The following is an 18,600-nucleotide window of genomic DNA, read 5'->3' as shown; positions in this document are numbered from 1 at the left end:
TCTATAAAAATATCAACCAATATTTATTGACACCTATAATCTTAACTGATATAGTGCAATAAAACATAGTATTCCTATAAGAATTAAAACGGAGGTCTTTTCCATGCCAATCAAATTATTGAAGTCCCGCAAGCCCTTGCAAACAGCACTTTTAACAGCTGTCCTCCTGGCCTCAGTAAGCCCATTAAGTAACGCTGCTGCGGCGAGTGATTCTGCCGTCTCTTACAAACAGTTTTTGAATGATAAGTACGCCATCACCTTGTCTGACTCCTTATCTAAAGGTGATTTCGTAATCGCAGTGAACAACATTTTGAAAGCGGAAGCGAAAGATCAAACGAATGTATTTACAGATTTGCAAAAAGACAGCCCCTATTACAATGCAGCACTTGCCTTACATGAAAAAGGTATTCTTTCCGAAGGCAAGCTGCAGGGGGATCAACGACTTACCCAATTACAGGCCACTTTTATAGCGTTAAAAGCCTCTGGCTTGCAAGAGCTCGCCTATACATATCCCAAAGATAAAATCAAAGCCGCTCTGGCTAAAGTACATATTGACTACGATCAAAACAATCAACTAACGCTTCAAGCCGCCCAAGAGCTGGCCGCAGCGATTGATACAGGTCTAGTATCTTCTGAATTTGAAGCGGATACGGCTGCCAGCCAAAGCTTCGCCAACGACTTGCTTGGTAAAATCCTTACGTTTAATGGACAATACAAACATTATCTTGGAACAACTACCGATGACGATATCTTCCGCAAAATTAACGATGCCTGGCATACGTAGGATCTTATTTCATCCGCAGATTTACGTTCTGTTTTCGATGAAGCTTTGAAAAAAAATCTCATTACCGGATACAACTTGAAGGATTCTCGTTTCGATGCCAATTTTGATCCTAAGCAATCACTCACCTATGGACATTCGGACATCAAGCATGCGATTCAATTGATTGGGTTGCTGCGCAGCGAGAACATTCAGGCGAAAGTACAGTTAGAGCCCAAAACTTCCGCTTTCATCTATCTAAAAGAGTGGGGCGAGCCGACACAAACTGAGGATTATCAAGTTGTCCAAATTGAAAACGGCAATTTCATTGCCTATGCCAAGGAGTACGACATTGAGTTCGAATTCGACAGCGCTGAGCAAAAGAACAAATTCCAGCAGATCATTCTCCAATATGCGAAAAAGAACAGCAATGACCAAACAGGACTTATTTATTCTTCCTGGTGGCAGCCGCTCTACTATTCTTTATCCGAATTGAAAGACTATAAGGTGATTGCCAACAATAAAGTTAGCAAAGGCCATTATTATGCGCAGTCCTTCTCCCTCAGCGATAAATCGGAAGAAGTTGTTGCTGGTCTGAAGAAAATTAACCCCGGCTTGAACGTCGATTCCTATAAGTTCTGGGTGGACGAACCTTTTTATAATTATTTGCTAGGCGACTTTAAATAAAAAAACAGTTGGTCGGGTTCCCGACCAACTGTTTTTTATTTAACTGCCGAATCCCATGCCAATTTGAATGCCGACACACTTTCATACCTATCTTCTCTGCTTGGTTCAACAGCCTTCAAAGCGATCTGATAGAGCTCTTCTCATGCCTCCCAAAGTTCAAACGAGCGATCACGCTCTCCTCCTAGCAAAGCAAACGCCGTTGCTCCCATGTTAAATACATTGGTACAACCGTCAATTTCGGCACCAAGCGTAAACTCTTCAGGTGACATGAATCGAGAAGATCCCCATAATCTCCCCATCGTGTTGAAATAAGGTCTTCTTTGATAAAGATCGATATCGCAGATTTTCGTCTCATTCTTGGAGAAATTGTACAGCAAGCTCCCGTCATAAAAATCAATGGCAACAAAGTTATTTTTCTCGATATAGGCATGGAAGCTAAAAATTCGTTCCAACGAGTCTAACCTTTGGACCACGGTCAAGTTCTTGAATCTATAAAAAGGGGACCGGGGATCATTATATTTCGCCGGGGGCGGATAAGACCAATGCGGGTGAAGAGTTTCCCCTTCAAACCACTCAAACACAGCCGCGTATCCCGAACCAACTTCAAAATGATCAACGAGTTTAATGAGAGAAGGGTGACTTAACTCAAGATAAAGCGGCATGGCATTTTTCAATTGATGGATGGCGTCTTGCGGGTCACCCGAAAATGTTATAGCTTTCGCACCGGCGTATTTGACGAACAATTTCTCGCCATTTTTCTCAACACCAAAGCTTATATTCCCAGAGTCCTGCTGATCAAACACCTGAAATACACGACCTAAACTCGCAAGCCAGCCAAAATCGTGTTGCTCTTGCAATTTGAAGATAACGTCGTCGATTTTTGTTTCAATCATTGAATTCCTCCCAGGTTTTTGTGGCACTTCATTCTTTATTCACACTAACCCATTTCAGCTCCCACTCGACCCCAAATGCTGGAAAAAATGCACCTTCAATATTCGGTTTCTTTACGAAAACGCGGTTGCGGAAATACAAAGGTCCAATTGGCATCTCTTGCATTAAAAGCTTTTCAGCCTCTACAAGCATCTTCGATCGTGTTTCCGGATTAAGCTCTTTACGAGCAGAGTTTAATAATTCGTTATAACTCGCATTGGACCAATCGACTTCGTTGAATTCGCTCCCGGTTTCCCACATATCAAGAAACGTCATAGGATCATTGTAATCAGCCCCCCATAAGGAGACATCCGCTTCGAAGTCGTGCCGGTTTTGCTTATCTATACGATTCGCATGCGCCATAGGCTCTGGTGTTATGTCGATGCCAAGATTTAATTTCCATTGCTCTTGAATGAAATTAACAACCATTTTCCCTGTAATTGTGTCATCTGCTGTAAGCTTAAAAGACGGTAACGTTGCCATACCCAGCTCCTGCAAACCTTCAGCAAGAAGCTGTTTCGCTTGCTCAGGGTCAAATTTCGGCTGAGCCATATCCCCTGCCTGTTCACGGAAACTTTGATTGTTGCCGTCTAGCGTACCATCAGGTATCAATCCTGTAGATGGCACGGAGCCATTATTCAAAACGGTTTTAATAAGCAACTCACGATCAATGCCTAACGTTAGAGCTTTGCGTATTTTTGTATTTGCGAAAGCTGGGAACTTCTCTTCTTGGAACATCAAATAGGATGTAGTTAATTCCTGCTTTTTAATAAGATCAGGTTTACTTTTGTAAAGATTCAAATAGTCAGAACCGAGTTCTGAAATGTCAGCCATATTAGATTCATACAAGCTTAGAGCGGTTGAAGCATTTTTTACGATATAAACAACAAATTTGTTAAGTTTCACATTCTGTGAATCCCAATAGTTTTCGTTTTTCACAAACAGTAGTGACTTGCCATGATTCCATTGAACGAGTTTAAATGGTCCAGCCCCCATTACCTTATCTGCGTCAACACCATATTGATCACCTTGTTCTTTGACAAAATCAGCTTTCTGCGGAAAAAATATGGGGAAGGCAAGCATACTCGTAAAGTAAGATATCGGATGTTCCAAATTAATTTCAAGTGTTTTGTCGTCAATTGCTTTCAATCCAAGTGCGTCTTGCGCTTTTTCCACATCGTTAGCCGTTCTAGCTTTCGTTACAGCTTCACCGCCTTTAATCCAGGTGAGTAAAAAGCTGTACTGCGCTTTAGTAGCGGGATCAAGGGTTCGTTTCCATGCAGAGACGAAATCTGTGGCTTTCACCGGTGTTCCATCATTCCATTTGGCATCGCGTAATGTGATTGTATAGGTAAGACCGTTATTCGTAATTGTCGGCAAGTCTTTTGCTAGCCCAAGCTGCACTTTCCCCGCTTTGTCAAGCCGGTACAAACCTTCGTTGAACGCATTGATCATCGTAAACGCTGCATTTGCCGTTGCCATTGAGCTGTCCAAAGCAGGCGGTTCTGCCGTGAAATTAATCCCAATTTCCTGTGTCTCAGCTTTATCAATGACTGGGTGTTCATTAGCATATATAAAACCGTTGTCAAAATTGTATGTTCCATTACCTCCAATGATGTTGTTAACCATGGTTATGGAATCATATAGAAGGGTGCCGTCTTCATTATAAATACTGCCTGTGCCATTCATAGCGTCGTTAGACCACTGACCCACGTAGCGCTCTTGCCCACCTAGCCAATATAGCGTACCTTCTCCACTAATTTTATTCTCTTTAAATTCCCCCTCAAAAATCACCTTATTGTCCAAAAAAATGATACCGTGTCCGCTCTTTTGTCCATCTTTGTGTTCTCCTAAATAACGCAAATGATTGCTTCCACTATAGAGCGTATTTCTCAAATAACGGAACAATCCATCACGAATTAAAACCGTGTCATTTTCATCATCCCAAGATACGTTCTTTCCGCTAGTCTCACCGATAAACCGAAGTGGTACAAACGTAGTACCTTCCTTAATACTTGGAGCAATAGTTAATTGTTGTGGGACGCTATTTACCATTGCAGTCGTGCTGCCGATCTGAAGTTCAATTGTTAAATCATTCGAGTAGCCAGTTACCGACTGCGTGTCCTCATTCCATTTAACGACATAACCTAACTTTTCAAAAAGTGTGCGAAATGGCACCATAGTTGTACCCTCTTTGATAAAGGGCTGAACTTCAAATGAAATTTTCTCCCCATTCAAAAGAACAGGAATTACACCTTCGGCCATTGATAGGTTCGGAATGCTTACTAGTAAAGCTAATGACAGGATAAATGAAACTAATTTCTTTTTCACAGACACAACCCTTTCGAAACATTTTTTGTAAGCTACACAATACACATTGATTTTAGTATTTTATCATAATCTAGCAGTATATGGAGGAATTAACCGACAATTAATAATCTAAACCAAGCGGAGGCGCAAAACACAAAAAAAACCCGAGGCAGCTCCTCAGGGTTTCCTAACTTACTGATGCACTTTCCTGTAATCACCAGGCGTGGTACCAATCATTTTCTTAAAAGCCCGAATGAAGGACATCTGGTGTACATAGCCGACCCGCTCCGATATCTCTTGAATCGGCAGGTTTGTGCCACGCAGCAGCTCCTTCGCATGCTCCATCCGAACTTGGCAGACGTACACGACGAATTTCTCGCCGAAGTCTTCTTTGAACAATGTGCTCAAGCTGGAAGCATTCATATGGAACTGATCGCTTAGGCTGGACAGGGACAAATCGGGATTGCTGAAATTTTCCTCGATATACGCCTTCACTTTCTGAACGACGCCATGATTCCCTTTGCTCTCGCGGATCGCTTCTATTTTTCTGGCGCAGGAAGTCAGTGTCTTCGAATAGAAAAACTCCAGCTCCTCCAACGTTTCGAGCGCATCCATATTTTCATCCCAAGGCGTCCGAAACTCGCGATTCCACAGCTCTTGATAGTCCGGAGGCAGCTCCATCATTTCCCGGTAAAAATAATAGTTCATATAGCTCAGAATACCGCTAATTTCTTCCCTCGGCAGCATGAGTCTACGCAGCCCTTCAAACAGGAGCCGCAACTGCTCCTCCCAGCCGTCATTGCCTACGCGAAACGCTTGAGCGATCGTGCGTACATATTGCAAATACACGTAAAGATCATCGTGCGATAAAAGCTCAATCTCCCAATGTCCAATCACGCGATTGCTGCCAAGCGCTGATTTATAGTCAAGAGCCCTTGCAGCCGCCTCATAGGACTGAACGATAGCATTTGCTTCCGGCACGGTGTTCCCTAAACCGAAGGTTACGGTTAAATTCAAGTTATCCTGCATCCACTTGCGCGCCTGCTCGGAGACTTCCAGCATAAGCGATTCCGCAGGCTGCTGCTGCTCTTCAAAAAAGATGATGCACAGCCGATGGTTCGTAATCCATTCCTGCCAAATGCGAAGACCTTTCGCTTCCGCTGTCTCTTCCACGACTTTTTTCAAAATATACTTGAAAAGACCCTGATCCCTCCGGGAATGTTGGCTTAGAAAATCGATATACTTATCGATCTCCCCAATGCTGACCGATGCGCTGCCGAAGGAAGCAATGCCCATCTGGCGAAGCTCCGCTTCCCATTCCGCCCGGTCAATCGGGTTGCTTCCCTCCACAAGCTCTTTAAACAACATAAGCTGTCTATATTTTTCATTTACCTTGGATTGTGTCTCATATTCCTCACTTACCTCGATCATATTGCTCAACGTGTAATCGATATAACTAAGCTCATCGCCCGACAGGCCTTGAATGGGATTATGCTTGTGCACTTGATTATATTTCTGGATGCGCGACATAATCGTTTCAATCGGTTTGTAGTTTTGGCGCGTTATGTAAACGACCCAGCCAATGCCAATCAGCAGGCCAAGGAATCCGATGATGAACCAACCGCTTGTCATATAAAAATAAATGTTGCCAATGCTTTCCGTCTTGAAGCTGTTGGAATATGTCCAACCGGTGTATCCCGATACAAGCGTCGTATCACCCGCTTTGGCCTCAAGACCGGCTGCTCCAAACAGTTTATGGCCTTCGTTATCGGTAACTGCGATTTTGTTCACTTCCGAATTCCCGTATTTCTCCAAAAACTCTTGAATCGCCGACATCTTAATATTCACGACAAGCAATGCAATCCCTTTGCTATGGATGGGCACACCGCTGCTGATGGAGATAACTCTTTCTTCCGGATTGCCATTCTGAATGGTGCGGAAGATGCGTGGAGTGCTCCACTGTACTTTTTGCACGTTAGCTACGTTACTTTCTATGTAAGCGCTATCTCCGAATTGATCAATTTTTAATATCGTTTTATCGCTAACAATCGTTCCATCGCCTGATCTGTAAATATAAACGGAATCGATCCACGCATTCGAAGTCGTCATGCTTTGAAGCAGCTGAGAGAGCTCAATAATAAACGAAGAATCGCTTTCCATCCCGGCAAAGGTCGTGAGCTTCACATTCCTCGTGATCGTCTCCAGCATCATAATCTCAATAGATCTCAGCGACATATCGATGCTGTTTTGAATATTTTGAACATAGACTTGGCTTGATTTCATCGCTTCTTTTCTGGAAAGATCATTCAACTGCACAATCCCAATAAAAACAAATAAGCAAACAATCAGGATGAATACCGGTAAATAGGAAAGAAGCAAGCGATGAAACCAATTTCTTCTCATGATGAAATTCTCTCCTTATCACGATTAGTACAACTATCTTATCATACAGCCCCGATGTGTGGGCAATATACATAATTTCGCTCCGTAAACACACATGGCAAAAAGGCCGCCCCGCGCCTGACTCGCGCTGGAGAAGCCTCTTCTTCCTTCCAATTCAATGTGCTTGTAAAACGGGAAGGAAGATTGGCGGGTTCGTTTTATTTACTCAAATACTTGTAGTAATCTTTGGTGAAAATAACATCGTTTTTGTTATCGGTATAGGCTTTCTTCAAAAACTCGTCGACGCCTTTGCCGCCACCTTTTTCCCAAGTGTCTTGCGCGTCCTTCATCGCTTGGTCAACGGAGTAGCTTGCACCGCTTACAATGGCTTTCGTATATGTGTTCGTTAAAGTCGTTTTGAGCGTATTTTTAATGACCGTCATATCATCCGGCAAGCTGACTGGCAGAATAGCTTCCGTTGTATTTGGACGATCCGGCGTAATATAAGCTGCACGTGCTTGTGTAATCAAATTCAAATATTCCTTGTCCAGGGGTTTATTCGGGTCAAGCTGATTGGAATATTCCACGCATTTGCCCATGGAGCCGGTTTGCGTCATCATTTGGAAATCGCCGTTCCAGCTCAGCTCTTTTTTATTTTTCTCCACATCGATCGGCTTCGGACATCCGTCACTGCCAACCTTGTAGTGTATGCCTTCCATCCCGAACATGAGAGTCTTCTGCACATCCGGTGACATCAGCCAGTCTACGTATTTTACGACGGCTTCCACATTCTTGGCTGTTGCATTAATGCCCGCCACAAACTGCATGTTAGGGTTGGCCGCCGGTGAGAATTGGCCGAATTCCGACTTCGGAAGCGGTAGGATCGCTACTTCAGCGCTTGGGTTGTTTTTCTTGAACGACTCATAAGTGTTGTAGATTGCCGCTCCTTCCAAACCCCCGGATCCCCAAATGCCAAGCTTCCCGTTAACCCAATCCTGCTGTGCTTTCGCACCGGTTTTATCGGCAAAAATATCCTTATCTACCGCACCTGCGTCATATAAGCTTTTTTTGAACGCCAGATCGGCTTTCGGACGGTCCCAAGTCCGCGTATATTGGTCGTTCAGCAAATGATAAGAAGTAATGGACGACATCGGCATTAACTCATCGCTCGCTTGACCTAGCTGGAAGAAATAATCGACATCCCAGAAGGTGGTTCCGAGCGTGTCTTTTTTACCGTTTCCATCCGGATCTTGCTCGGTAAATGCTTTCGCAACCTTGAGATATTCCTCTGTCGTCGTAGGCATCGGAAGCTTAAGCTTATCCAGCCAGTCTTTGCGGATCATCAGGAAGTGGTTCGACGTAAACGGCGTCGTTCTCCCGAAGAAGTACGTTTTGCCGTTAAACTTAGTGAGTTTTTGAATGTTCTGATTTTCCTGGAACAGCTTTTTATAGGTCGTCGAATATTTAGAAATAGCGTCTTCCAGCGGGATGATTTGCCCTTTGGAAGCCAGATCCTTCATATACGGATTCGAAAATTCCATAATTAAGTCAGGCGCCCCGCCCGAAGCAAACATGACGTTGAATTTTTCGATCGAATTGGAACGAGGAACCGGAATAAACTCAACTTGGACCGGTGCATTTTCGTTAATCCACTTCGTCCAGCGATTATTCGTAATCGTGCCTTCTCCTTCAGGAACCGCGTTCCGGTCGTAGATGGAAACGGTAATTTTCGGCTTTGGCCCCGCCGGTTTCGCGCTTGCTGCTGCGGTTGCCCCGCTGCCAGGCGTTGAAGCCGTATTTGCCGCTTCTTTTCCCGTCGAGCAAGCTGTAAGTAAAGCAGAGCTCGATACAACCATAGCTAATGTCACGGATGCTGTTTTCATCAACTTGTTTTTTTTCATGTTCCGTTGTCACCCCTTAGTGAATTAACCGCCGCTATGCATTTCGTTATTGTCTAAATCTACCACGTTTTGAAGGGCTGGATCACCTCCTTAATTTGGTAATTAATTACACCGACATCACCCTTTTACCGCTCCAATCATGACACCCTTCACGAAATACTTTTGCAGAAAAGGGTATACGATTAGCATCGGAAGTGTCATGACAATGACCCCGGCTGCTTTCATTCCTTCAGGCGTCAGCTTCATAGCCATTTCAGGCTGCGTATTCGCCATCTCCTGCATAAGCGTCTGGTTCTGAATCAACTGCTGCACGAGAACCGTTAGGTTTAACTTGCTTGCATCATTGATATAAATTAACACGTTCATGAAGGCGTTCCAGTGACTAACTCCGTAAAAGAGCGATAAGGCGGCCACTACCGGTATCGATAACGGCAATACAATTTGCATGATCAGCCTCCATTCGGAGCAGCCGTCAATTCGCGAAGCTTCTTCCAGTTCCTCAGGGAGCGCTTCAAAAAAGCTTCTTAACACCATCAGGTTCCAAACGCTCACTAACCCTGGCAGCCATAAGGCGCCATAGTTATTTAGAAGGCCCAAACTTTTGAGGAGCAAATAAGTAGGAATTAAGCCAGCCGAAAAAAGCATCGTAAAAATGATGGCGAACGAATAAAATTTACGTCCGATAAAATAGCGCTTTGACAAGGGATATGCAGCAAGCACTGTAAAACTTATATTAAGAACGGTGCCTACGACTGTAATAATGATGCTGTTTGCAAGCGATCTCAAAATCGGCGTTTCCTTAAATAAGGCTTCATAACCGCTGAAGTCCAAATTCACGGGCCAGAGGCTAACAACTCCAGACATCAAGGCATGTTTATCGCTTAAAGACATCGCCAAAATGTGAACGAGCGGTAGCAGGCAGCTCATACCGATGACAAATAAAACGACATAATTGATCGTGTAAAACAATTTCTCTCCGCTAGTACTGCTCATGAGTTTCTCCTCCTACCATAAGCCTTGACCAAATTTACGTGCGATCCGGTTCGCCAGAACGACCAGCACCAAGCCGACAAGGGATTCGAACAATCCCATTGCGGTAGCTAAACTGAAGTTCGCCTGTTGGACGCCAATTTTGTACATAAACGTACTAATGACCTCCGATACATGAGAGACCGCATCGTTTTGCAAGACGTACACTTGATCGAAGCCTACTTCCATCAGGTGGCCTATTTTCAAAATCAACATAATAATGATCGTTGGCAAAATGCCCGGAAGCGTAATTCGGAGCATCTGCTGCCACTTATTGGCCCCGTCGATGCTGGCCGCCTCATACAAACTCTGATCGATGGACGTCAGCGCCGCCAAATAAATGATGGCTCCCCAGCCGGCATCCTTCCATATCCCCGATCCGATATAAATCCCAATCCATGTTGATTCTTTATATAAAAACGGGATGGTCGTTCCAAAAAGACGCTCGATCACATGATTAATTGTGCCTGTATTTTGCGAGAACAAGGTAATGACAATGCCCCCGACGATGACCCAATTGAGAAAATGCGGAAGATAGACGAACGTTTGAACCATTCGTTTGAACGCCATTTTCCTCACTTCATTCAGCAATAACGCCAGAATGATCGGGACCGGAAAGCCGATTACAATCGAGAGTCCACTGAGCAGCAATGTATTCCAAATGATATCGATCATTTGATCGTTGCTGAATATCAGCTTAAACGAACTGAGCCCTGACCACGGGCTGCCCCATATCCCTTTAATAAAGCTGTACTTCTTAAAGGCGATTACAAGCCCTGTCATCGGATAATACTTGAAGACCAGAAAGAAAATCATGATAGGCAGAAACATCAGATACAAGGTGATGTTCTGTTTCAAAACCCGCTTTCCATACTTCCTTACCAACCAGTTTGGTTTGGCCTTGGCAGATGCTTTCGGCTGACCTGTAATGGCCGGCGAGGTTGGCGGGAGTGGTTTATTCATTGCTGTCACTTCCTCGTCTTGTGATTGATTGAGCCCATCGTACCTGGCTTTGGTTCGTTCGCACAATATACATGATTTCGATGAGTAAACAAGCGCTTGTTGTGCGGATATTTAGGCTGCAATATACACTTTTTTCGTTCATACACCTGTAAAAAATTGGCTAGAAAGACTGAGGCTCAGGTTCCCAGAAGGAGGATTGGCCTCTCAGCTTGGACAGGGCTTCCATATAAAAGTAATCGCCATAGATTAACGGCTTATTGATGTTCTGATTGCCAGGCAAATTGCCGGTGCCCGCAACGAGAATGGCCTCTTCCGAATCGTCTGCCACGTAGTTGCGGGATAAGCATTGCAGGATGGCACATGCCTGCTCTCTATAAAAAGATGCCCGCTCCCCTTGGCACGTTGCTGCCAGATTTAATAGTCCGCTTGCCGCAATGGCGGCTGCACTTGAATCCCTCGGCGCCCCTTCGAAAGAAGGTAAGCGGAAATCCCAATACGGCACCTTGTCCGCCGGAAGATGTGTCAGGAAATAGTGGGCCGCACGTTCGGCCGCTTCCAAGAAGGCTGGATCCCCCGTATGCTGGCAGCTCAAAATCGACCCATGGATCGCCCAAGCTGCGCCCCGCGACCAAGCGGAATCCTCGGCATAACCTTGGCCGCCGAGTGCTCCCATCCGTTCTCCGGTTTCCGGATCGAAGCAGATGACATGATAAGCTGAACCGTCTTCGCGTATAAAATGTTTCACAGCCATCTTCGCATGCGCGATGGCGATGTGCTTGAACCGGGGATCGCCGGTTTGCTTCGCTGCCCAGTGCAGCAGGGGGAGATTCATCATGCAGTCGATGATTGCCCATCCGACACGTTCGGGGTGATTCCAAGCCCTGATAAAGCTGCCCTGCAAGTTAAAACGGCCTGCCAGATGGCTGGCGACCATCAATGCTCTTCGTTTGGACTGTTCATTTCCAGTCAACTGCCAATTGGCAATCGAGGTCAGCGTCCACATAAAACCCATGTCGTGATCCAACCGCTCGTAGTCATGCAGTACTTCATCCAGCTGCTCTTCACAGCTCTCAGCCAGTAGGCGTAATTCGTCTGCTTGCCGGTCTCTATAAGCGAGCCATAACAACCCAGGCCAGAAGCCGGCCGTCCAATAGTGAGGTGACATAAGTTGAAACCTACCATCCTGCGAGCCGTGCGGGAATGCGGCTCCGATTCGCCGGCTTGTGCTTATCACTTTGCTGATCCCCGTGTTCCATGCTTCTTGTATCCATTGCTCTGTTGTATTCATGTTTTCACTCCCATCTGTTGTGCTCTTAGCATAAACAGATTGGTTGATGCGGCTCAATATACATGTTTTTGCTGGATTAACAGGCTTCGGGATTTGCGGCTTAGCCGTTTGGCATCGCCCTTCCCGTAAATGTTAACGGGAAAAAGTGCTGCTAAATTGTTCGTTTGTACTGGTTCAGAGGAGATATATGGAAATTATCGAGCTAACTTCTTAAGTTTCGTCCGAAATGAGGAGAAGCGATTGAATTAACTGCGTAATTTCCAGTTATTTCATCAAGTTTCCTACTCCGCGCCATTTTTTACAGTAGAAATTCCAGTTACTCCGCTAATGAACACAAAAAAGGACCTATTTCGATGAAATAGCATCCTGTAGTTCGATGGGGAGATAGGAACTGTTGGAGGAGTTACCTTCTCCTCAGGCGTTTAGCTTGTTAAGAGCCCGATAGGAGCGAATTTTGAGGGTGGAGAACACCCATTGCCGCTAAAACTCAGCGTTACTGAGGCACTTGGCGTAGGGGGAACCTCATAAGAGAGTTAAGTTGGTCAACGATACACTTTTAGGGAACTACAGGCCACTATTCTAGCAAATTCAGCCCGTTTCCCCGTTCAGCGGAACTATAGGGCGTTATTTGAGCACTTGACCCCGTTTTCTGTATGAAAACGGGCAAATAGTGGCCCACTGTTCCCCTCCGCGAAAAAAAGGGCCTATTTCGTTGAAATAGTACCCTGTCGTTCCCTTCGCCAGGGAGGACCGCTCGAGCGACGAGAGTTAAGTTGGTCAACGATACACTTTTAGGGAACTACAGGCCACTATTCTAGCAAATTCAGCCCGTTTCCGCGTTCAGCGGAACTAGAGGGCGTTATTTGAGCATTTGACCCCGTTTTCTGTATGAAAACGGACAAATAGTGGCCCACTGTTCCCCTCCGCGAAAAAAAGGGCCTATTTCGATGAAATAGCGCCCTGTCGTTCCCTTCGCCGGGGAGGGTCCGCTTGAGCGACGAGAGTTAAGTTGGTCAACGATACACTTTTAGGGAACTACAGGCCACTATTCTAGCAAATTCAGCCCGTTTCCGCGTTCAGCGGAACTACAGGGCGTTACTTGAGTACTTGATCCCGTTTTCTTTATGAAAACGGACAAATAGTGGCCCACTGTTCCCCTCCGCGAAAAAAAGGGCGCTATTTCGATGAAATAGCGCCCTGTCGTTCCCTTCGCCGGGGAGGGTCCGCTTGAGCGCTAGCAGCCAATGGGGTGGCGCGCTCAAGGGGGAAACTTCGCTTACCCCCAAATAAAAAAGCGAAAGCCTTGAGGTACAAGGCTTTCGCTTGAGATCCAAAGCTTTCGCTCAGGATCCAAGGCTTCGATTGGGATACAAGGCTTTCGCTTGAGATGCAAAACTTTCGCTCGGGATCCAAAGCATTCGCTTCTACTACATTACAACCCAAGCCGCTCGAATTGCTCTAACGGAGCATTCGCTTCGTGCATACTCTCTCTAAGCAGTCTGATCATACGCGCCTCCAGCTCGGCGTCCTGAATCAAATGCTGCTGCTGATAATCCTGCGTTATGTCATACAGCTTCGTCTCCATGACTTGGCTATTCGACACATAAGGCTCACCCTGTCGGCTCACTGGCACTTTAAACAAAGGAAATCGTGTATAAGGCAAGAAACGACCGGTTTCAATCGACTCTTGAACCTGATTGCCCAGATAAGAACGGAACGTTGTCGGCATGGCCGTATACGTAAAACATGGGTGATTGTCGGCTGCACGCGGAGCCCTCATATACGTATAGTTGCCATCGGTTACATTTACCGCCATGCCGTGATACCCATAGATCGCCGCATTGCGTACCTTGTCCGTTCGCCCCTCGAGGAGTCCCCTTAACGAATGGCCTTTCACTTTATCTGGAATCGCCACATTCATGTAATCCAGAATCGTTGGCATCACATCGATATTTTGCGTCAGGGCGCTGATTCGTGAACCATTGTGCTCGCTGCCAGGTACATGAATCATCAAGGGAATATGTGCGAGTTCGTTGAACACATGCATCTGGTTTTTTCCCATTTTCTGATGTTCGCCTAGTAAAAAGCCATGATCGGTTGTGAAAATCAGCAGGGTATCCTCCCATAACGCCAATCGGTCCATCGTATCCAGCAGCTTGCCGAGCCAATGATCAATCATCGTGAGATTAGCGGCGTATCGTTTCCGAATATGCGTAATTGCTTCTTCCGGCACATCTACATCCCCATAATTAGGCCAATTATAAAGCGGCCCCTTGTAATCGTCTTGGTACAGATCCAGATAATGCTTGGGACAATCGAAAGGTTCATGCGGATCGAAAGCTTCAACCATCAGGAAATAATGATCGGCCTCGCGATTGCTCTCCAGCCAGTCGCAAGCAGCCCGCATCGTTCGCGGACCCGCATAAACCTCCTCCTGCACAAACCTCTTCCTGTTTCGTTCATACTGCAATCGGACTCTCCCGTAATGCTCATCCGGCACTTCCGGATCGCTAACGGTTGAATGCCAAGGATCATCCTCCTGCCCGCGATGAAAATCCCATGTCGTAAAGGATTGGCAATAATTTTCACCGCCGGTAGCAAAATAATGGTAGTGATCGGTTACGATATGGCTGAAAATCCCGCCTTTCCGCAGCGCATTCGGCAATGTTTCATCGAACGGCTCAATGCCGCCCCACCCTTTTTCCAGAAAAGCCGTTCTACCTGTCAAAAGATCTCTTCGCGCCGGCATGCAAGGGAGTGAACCCGACCAATGTTGATCGAAGACAACGGATTTCTCCGCTAATCGTTCGATATTTGGCGTCTTGACCCAATCCCCTCCATACGTTGGCAGCAGATGCCGGTTGAGCGTATCCAAAAGCACGACAATAGTATTCATAGCAGCCTCCCATCCAAGATAGCAAGATTTCCAAGATCAACAACTAATTTATGCTTTGAGACCTGTGGTTACAATACCTTGTACGAAATATTTTTGTGCAAAAAGGAATAGCAGCATTAGCGGGAGAACAACAAGCGTTGTAGCCGCCATTAATAAATTCCACTCCACACTCGTTTCCCCGCGAAACATCGTCAAACCCAGCTGCACCGTTCGCATCTGCTCCGAGTTCGTCATAATGAGCGGCCACATATAATCGTTCCAGGTTGCTGTTGTTTTAAAAATTCCAAGTGTTGCCAATACAGGTTTACTTAAAGGCAGATAGATTTGATAAAATACCCGCAAGGTCGATGCGCCGTCAATTTGCGCTGCCTCATCCAAAGCCCGTGGAAAGGTAAGGAAAAACTGGCGGCACAGAAAGATGCCGAACGAGCCTGCAACAAACGGGAAAATTAATCCGGCATAGCTGTTTATTAATCCGACGCCTCCCGCTCCGAATAGATCATTGCCTCCGGTTAACGGAAACTTTTTCATCATCAGAAAGGTTGGAATCATTGTTACTTGCGAAGGTACCATAATACCGATCAATACGGAAAAGAACAAGATGTCTCTCCCAGGAAACCGCAGTCTGGCAAAAGCGTAGCCCGCCATCGAGTTAAGCACAAGACTAGCAACCACCGTAATCACTGTGATAACAAAGGAATTATAGAAATAACGGAGCCAATCTCCCTTGGACATGGCAAGCACATAATTTTGAAACATCCATTTATGCGGAATAAATGAAAATGTAGGTGACTGTATTTCTCCCATCGTCTTAAAGGACGTAACCACCATCAGCATGAATGGAAAAAGCATCAGCAGAGCGACTGCAAGCATAATAGCGGATACCAGAATCGTGATGCTCATTTTACTTTTCAAACAAAACTCCTCCTTTCCTCTTTTTAGTCCACATCCAGATCGTCACCTTGATTACCGTATTTGAAATTGACGATTGTAATCACAAGCGTAATGGCAAACAAGACCATAGCCATAGCCGATGCGTATCCCATCTGGAAATCTTGGAAACCGCGCAAATAGATTTGGTGCACAACGGTCGTCGTCGAACCCATCGGCCCGCCGTTCGTCAGAATATTCACTTGCTCGAACACCATGAAAGAGTTAATACACGTCATAATAAGGATAAAAAAGGTCGTAGGCTTCAGCATCGGAAACGTAACCGACCAGAACTGCCTTAGTTTGGAAGCTCCATCCATATGTGCCGCTTCATATAAACTGGAAGGAATCGATTGCAATCCCGCCAAATAAATAATCATCGTATACCCAAGTGATTTCCAGATGCTCATAATGACAATGGCGAGCATAGCTGTTTTAGGATCGTACAACCACTGGACCGGATCGAGACCTACTGTTTTAAAAACACGGTTCATAATGCCCAGTGAAGGGTCATAAATCCAAAGCCAAATCATGGACACGGCCACCATGGATGTTACGTTAGGCACATAGATGCTGGCTCTGGCAAATACCTTGCCGAAGATCCTACCGTTCAGCAGTACAGCCAGAATGAGTCCAAGCGCAATTTGAGGAATGATCGTCCAGATCGCATAGACCAAGGTGTTCGTCATCGCTTTGGCAAACGTTCCGTCATGCAGCAAACGCGCATAATTTTGCAGCCCGATAAAGGATGGACTGCTGTAGAAGTTATAATTTGTAAAGCTATAATAGAGACTAATCAACAGTGGAATAAAAATAAATGCAAAATAAATGACATACCCGGGAGCAATCATGGCATATCCGGCATAATCGACGCCCCATCTGCGGGGCGATTTAGTTCGGCCTAAGCCCCCCTGGGCGCTTGTCGTTGCAGTCGGCTTCATAGGAAACCACCTCGTTTCATCAGGTTGAACGTAAATCGCCTGCCTGTAGACTGCAAGCAATCTTCAAGCAGGCGATTCAGATCCTATTTGGAAATCAGATTCGGAAGCTCCTTGGTCAGCTGAGCAGCAGCATCCTTCATCGCTTGCTCCCCTGTTTTCTTCCCATAATAGGCTTCTTCCAGATTAAGGCTAATAAACTCATACATTTTGCCGGAATACGTCACTTTCGCAGCACCTTGTCCATACGTCACGGCATCGAAAATGGCACCGTTCATAACTGGATTTTCTTTAATATAATCATCTTTCAAAGACTTCCTGACGACGGGAGTACCCAATTCTTTATATCTAGCCCAAGTCTCTTCCTTGGCCATGACCGTCTGCATAAATTCAAAAGCTAAGTCTTTTTGTTTGCTTTGTGAGCTCATGAACAATAAACGCATGCCCGCGAAGGTAGATTTCATTTTCCGGGAAATTGGACCTGAAACACCAATTTGCCCATTGAGCTCAGGGTGATCCTTTTGTAAATTGGTGAACGCAGCCGGACTGTCATAAGCAATCGCCGCTTTTCCGTTCGGGAATAGATTCTCATTGGATTTCGTCGAATCGTTCGGAATTGTAATTCCCTTTTTCACCATATCAATGAGGTATTGCGTAGCTTCAATGGATTCCGGGGAATCAAATAACGGTGTATTCGTCTCCGGGTCAATAATTTTGCCGCCATTTTGCAGAACAAAGGATTGCCATAACGTCCAACCGGTCGCCGTCGGAATGCCAAAACCCGCCATCGTCGTTGTCGCTCCATCCTTCTTGGTCAGCTTCTCCGCATATTGTGTCAGTTCATCCCAATTGGCCGGCGGCTTCTCAGGATCCAGCCCCGCTGCTTTGAAAAGATCCTTACGCCACAACAGAACCCTCGGATCAGGGATGAAGCCTAAGCCGTACAGCTTCCCTTTGTACGTACCGGTGTCAACGACACTTTCCATCATATCGCTCTTATCCGCCCATTTGCTCGTGTAAGCGTCCAACGGCTCATATTGCCCCAAATTTGCCCGTTGCGCCAAGGATGCCAGTGTGTAGGACAGCACATCCGGCGAAGTTCCGCTAGCATAAGCGGCATTCAGCTTGGTTTCCATATCAGAACCGAATGGAACCTCGCTATACGCCACTTTCACCCCTTGATGCTTCGCCTCAAAATCGCTGATCACGCGTTTCCAATACGCATTTTCCGCAGGATCCGTGCCGGCCCTCCAGAAAGTGAGCGTTTTGGTTCCGCCCCCTGCTCCGTCGCTCTTCTTATTTAGCTGCTCCGTGCTGCTGCTGCAACCGCTGAGCAGGATACTGGCCGTCAGGATTATGCCGAGCCCTCCGGCCACCCATTGCTTTTTCATATTCGTAAGCCTCCCCTTATGGTTCATCTATCTGACAACTTCATTATAAAAAATCGGGAAGGGGTCACAGTGAAACTGATTTCCGTTTTTTTTGAACAAATGCACGCTTCTGAAAGGGCTCATTCTGACCTCCACTGACCCTATACAAAATTATTCCTTTCCTATGCAAAAATAATCCGATAGCCTCTTATGCGA

Annotated in this window: 12 protein-coding genes and 1 pseudogene; 2 read left to right on the top strand and 11 right to left on the bottom strand. The window is 45.8% G+C overall.

The annotated features are described in order from the left end of the window. Positions 1 to 103: 103 nt before the first annotated feature. Positions 104 to 784: a hypothetical protein gene (locus ACKTT9_RS12240; RefSeq protein WP_407871783.1), complete on the top strand. Its 681-nt coding sequence runs from the start codon at positions 104 to 106 to the stop codon at positions 782 to 784. A gap of 45 nt (positions 785 to 829) precedes the next feature. Continuing rightward, positions 830 to 1,447, top strand: coding sequence for a hypothetical protein (locus ACKTT9_RS12235; protein WP_407871782.1), 618 nt, complete (start codon positions 830 to 832; stop codon positions 1,445 to 1,447). Positions 1,448 to 1,482: 35 nt separating this feature from the next. Here the strand turns inward: ACKTT9_RS12235 and ACKTT9_RS12230 are convergent. The 11 genes and pseudogenes from ACKTT9_RS12230 to ACKTT9_RS12180 all read right to left on the bottom strand — a co-directional run bounded on the left by ACKTT9_RS12230 (position 1,483) and on the right by ACKTT9_RS12180 (position 18,405). Then, a pseudogene (locus ACKTT9_RS12230) lies at positions 1,483 to 2,340 on the bottom strand (serine/threonine protein kinase). 28 nt (positions 2,341 to 2,368) lie between these two features. Then, positions 2,369 to 4,708, bottom strand: a complete 2,340-nt coding sequence (locus tag ACKTT9_RS12225; RefSeq protein WP_407871781.1) for an ABC transporter substrate-binding protein — start codon at positions 4,706 to 4,708, stop codon at positions 2,369 to 2,371. Between the two features lie 171 nt (positions 4,709 to 4,879). Further along, positions 4,880 to 7,090 carry a helix-turn-helix transcriptional regulator gene (locus tag ACKTT9_RS12220; RefSeq protein WP_407871780.1) on the bottom strand — a complete coding sequence of 737 codons (2,211 nt, stop codon included), beginning with the start codon at positions 7,088 to 7,090 and terminating at the stop codon, positions 4,880 to 4,882. Between the two features lie 197 nt (positions 7,091 to 7,287). Beyond that, positions 7,288 to 8,970 carry an extracellular solute-binding protein gene (locus ACKTT9_RS12215; protein WP_407871779.1) on the bottom strand — a complete coding sequence of 561 codons (1,683 nt, stop codon included), beginning with the start codon at positions 8,968 to 8,970 and terminating at the stop codon, positions 7,288 to 7,290. Between the two features lie 117 nt (positions 8,971 to 9,087). Next, complete coding sequence (locus ACKTT9_RS12210) at positions 9,088 to 9,963, bottom strand: carbohydrate ABC transporter permease (RefSeq protein ID WP_407871778.1); 876 nt, start codon at positions 9,961 to 9,963, stop codon at positions 9,088 to 9,090. A gap of 12 nt (positions 9,964 to 9,975) precedes the next feature. Beyond that, the gene (locus tag ACKTT9_RS12205; RefSeq protein WP_407871777.1) at positions 9,976 to 10,962 is read right to left on the bottom strand and encodes an ABC transporter permease; all 987 of its coding nucleotides are present in this window, start codon (positions 10,960 to 10,962) and stop codon (positions 9,976 to 9,978) included. Between the two features lie 160 nt (positions 10,963 to 11,122). Next, positions 11,123 to 12,250, bottom strand: coding sequence for a glycoside hydrolase family 88 protein (locus tag ACKTT9_RS12200; protein ID WP_407871776.1), 1,128 nt, complete (start codon positions 12,248 to 12,250; stop codon positions 11,123 to 11,125). A gap of 1,432 nt (positions 12,251 to 13,682) precedes the next feature. Beyond that, positions 13,683 to 15,146 carry a sulfatase gene (locus ACKTT9_RS12195; RefSeq protein ID WP_407871775.1) on the bottom strand — a complete coding sequence of 488 codons (1,464 nt, stop codon included), beginning with the start codon at positions 15,144 to 15,146 and terminating at the stop codon, positions 13,683 to 13,685. 48 nt (positions 15,147 to 15,194) lie between these two features. Beyond that, positions 15,195 to 16,061 (bottom strand): carbohydrate ABC transporter permease, encoded by an 867-nt coding sequence (locus ACKTT9_RS12190; RefSeq protein WP_246239573.1) that lies wholly within the window; start codon positions 16,059 to 16,061, stop codon positions 15,195 to 15,197. A gap of 23 nt (positions 16,062 to 16,084) precedes the next feature. Further along, positions 16,085 to 17,017, bottom strand: a complete 933-nt coding sequence (locus ACKTT9_RS12185; protein WP_407871774.1) for a carbohydrate ABC transporter permease — start codon at positions 17,015 to 17,017, stop codon at positions 16,085 to 16,087. A gap of 83 nt (positions 17,018 to 17,100) precedes the next feature. Then, the gene (locus tag ACKTT9_RS12180) at positions 17,101 to 18,405 is read right to left on the bottom strand and encodes an ABC transporter substrate-binding protein (RefSeq protein WP_407871773.1); all 1,305 of its coding nucleotides are present in this window, start codon (positions 18,403 to 18,405) and stop codon (positions 17,101 to 17,103) included. Between the last annotated feature and the right edge of the window lie 195 nt (positions 18,406 to 18,600).

Origin of the sequence: Paenibacillus sp. P36 (assembly GCF_045866505.1) — a bacterium.
GTDB classification, from domain to species: Bacteria; Bacillota; Bacilli; order Paenibacillales; family NBRC-103111; genus Paenibacillus_E; species Paenibacillus_E chondroitinus.
Note: the sequence above shows the minus strand (reverse complement) of the source record. Positions and strands in the feature narration are given on the sequence as shown.

What these genes read in the sequence shown, in the direction of transcription:
- ACKTT9_RS12240 (WP_407871783.1), top strand. Translation starts at nt 104, where the DNA reads ATGCCAATCAAATTATTGAAGTCCCGCAAGCCCTTGCAAACAGCACTT.
- ACKTT9_RS12220 (WP_407871780.1), bottom strand. Translation starts at nt 7,090, where the DNA reads ATGAGAAGAAATTGGTTTCATCGCTTGCTTCTTTCCTATTTACCGGTA.
- ACKTT9_RS12215 (WP_407871779.1), bottom strand. Translation starts at nt 8,970, where the DNA reads ATGAAAAAAAACAAGTTGATGAAAACAGCATCCGTGACATTAGCTATG.
- ACKTT9_RS12210 (WP_407871778.1), bottom strand. Translation starts at nt 9,963, where the DNA reads ATGAGCAGTACTAGCGGAGAGAAATTGTTTTACACGATCAATTATGTC.
- ACKTT9_RS12205 (WP_407871777.1), bottom strand. Translation starts at nt 10,962, where the DNA reads ATGAATAAACCACTCCCGCCAACCTCGCCGGCCATTACAGGTCAGCCG.
- ACKTT9_RS12200 (WP_407871776.1), bottom strand. Translation starts at nt 12,250, where the DNA reads ATGAATACAACAGAGCAATGGATACAAGAAGCATGGAACACGGGGATC.
- ACKTT9_RS12195 (WP_407871775.1), bottom strand. Translation starts at nt 15,146, where the DNA reads ATGAATACTATTGTCGTGCTTTTGGATACGCTCAACCGGCATCTGCTG.
- ACKTT9_RS12185 (WP_407871774.1), bottom strand. Translation starts at nt 17,017, where the DNA reads ATGAAGCCGACTGCAACGACAAGCGCCCAGGGGGGCTTAGGCCGAACT.
- ACKTT9_RS12180 (WP_407871773.1), bottom strand. Translation starts at nt 18,405, where the DNA reads ATGAAAAAGCAATGGGTGGCCGGAGGGCTCGGCATAATCCTGACGGCC.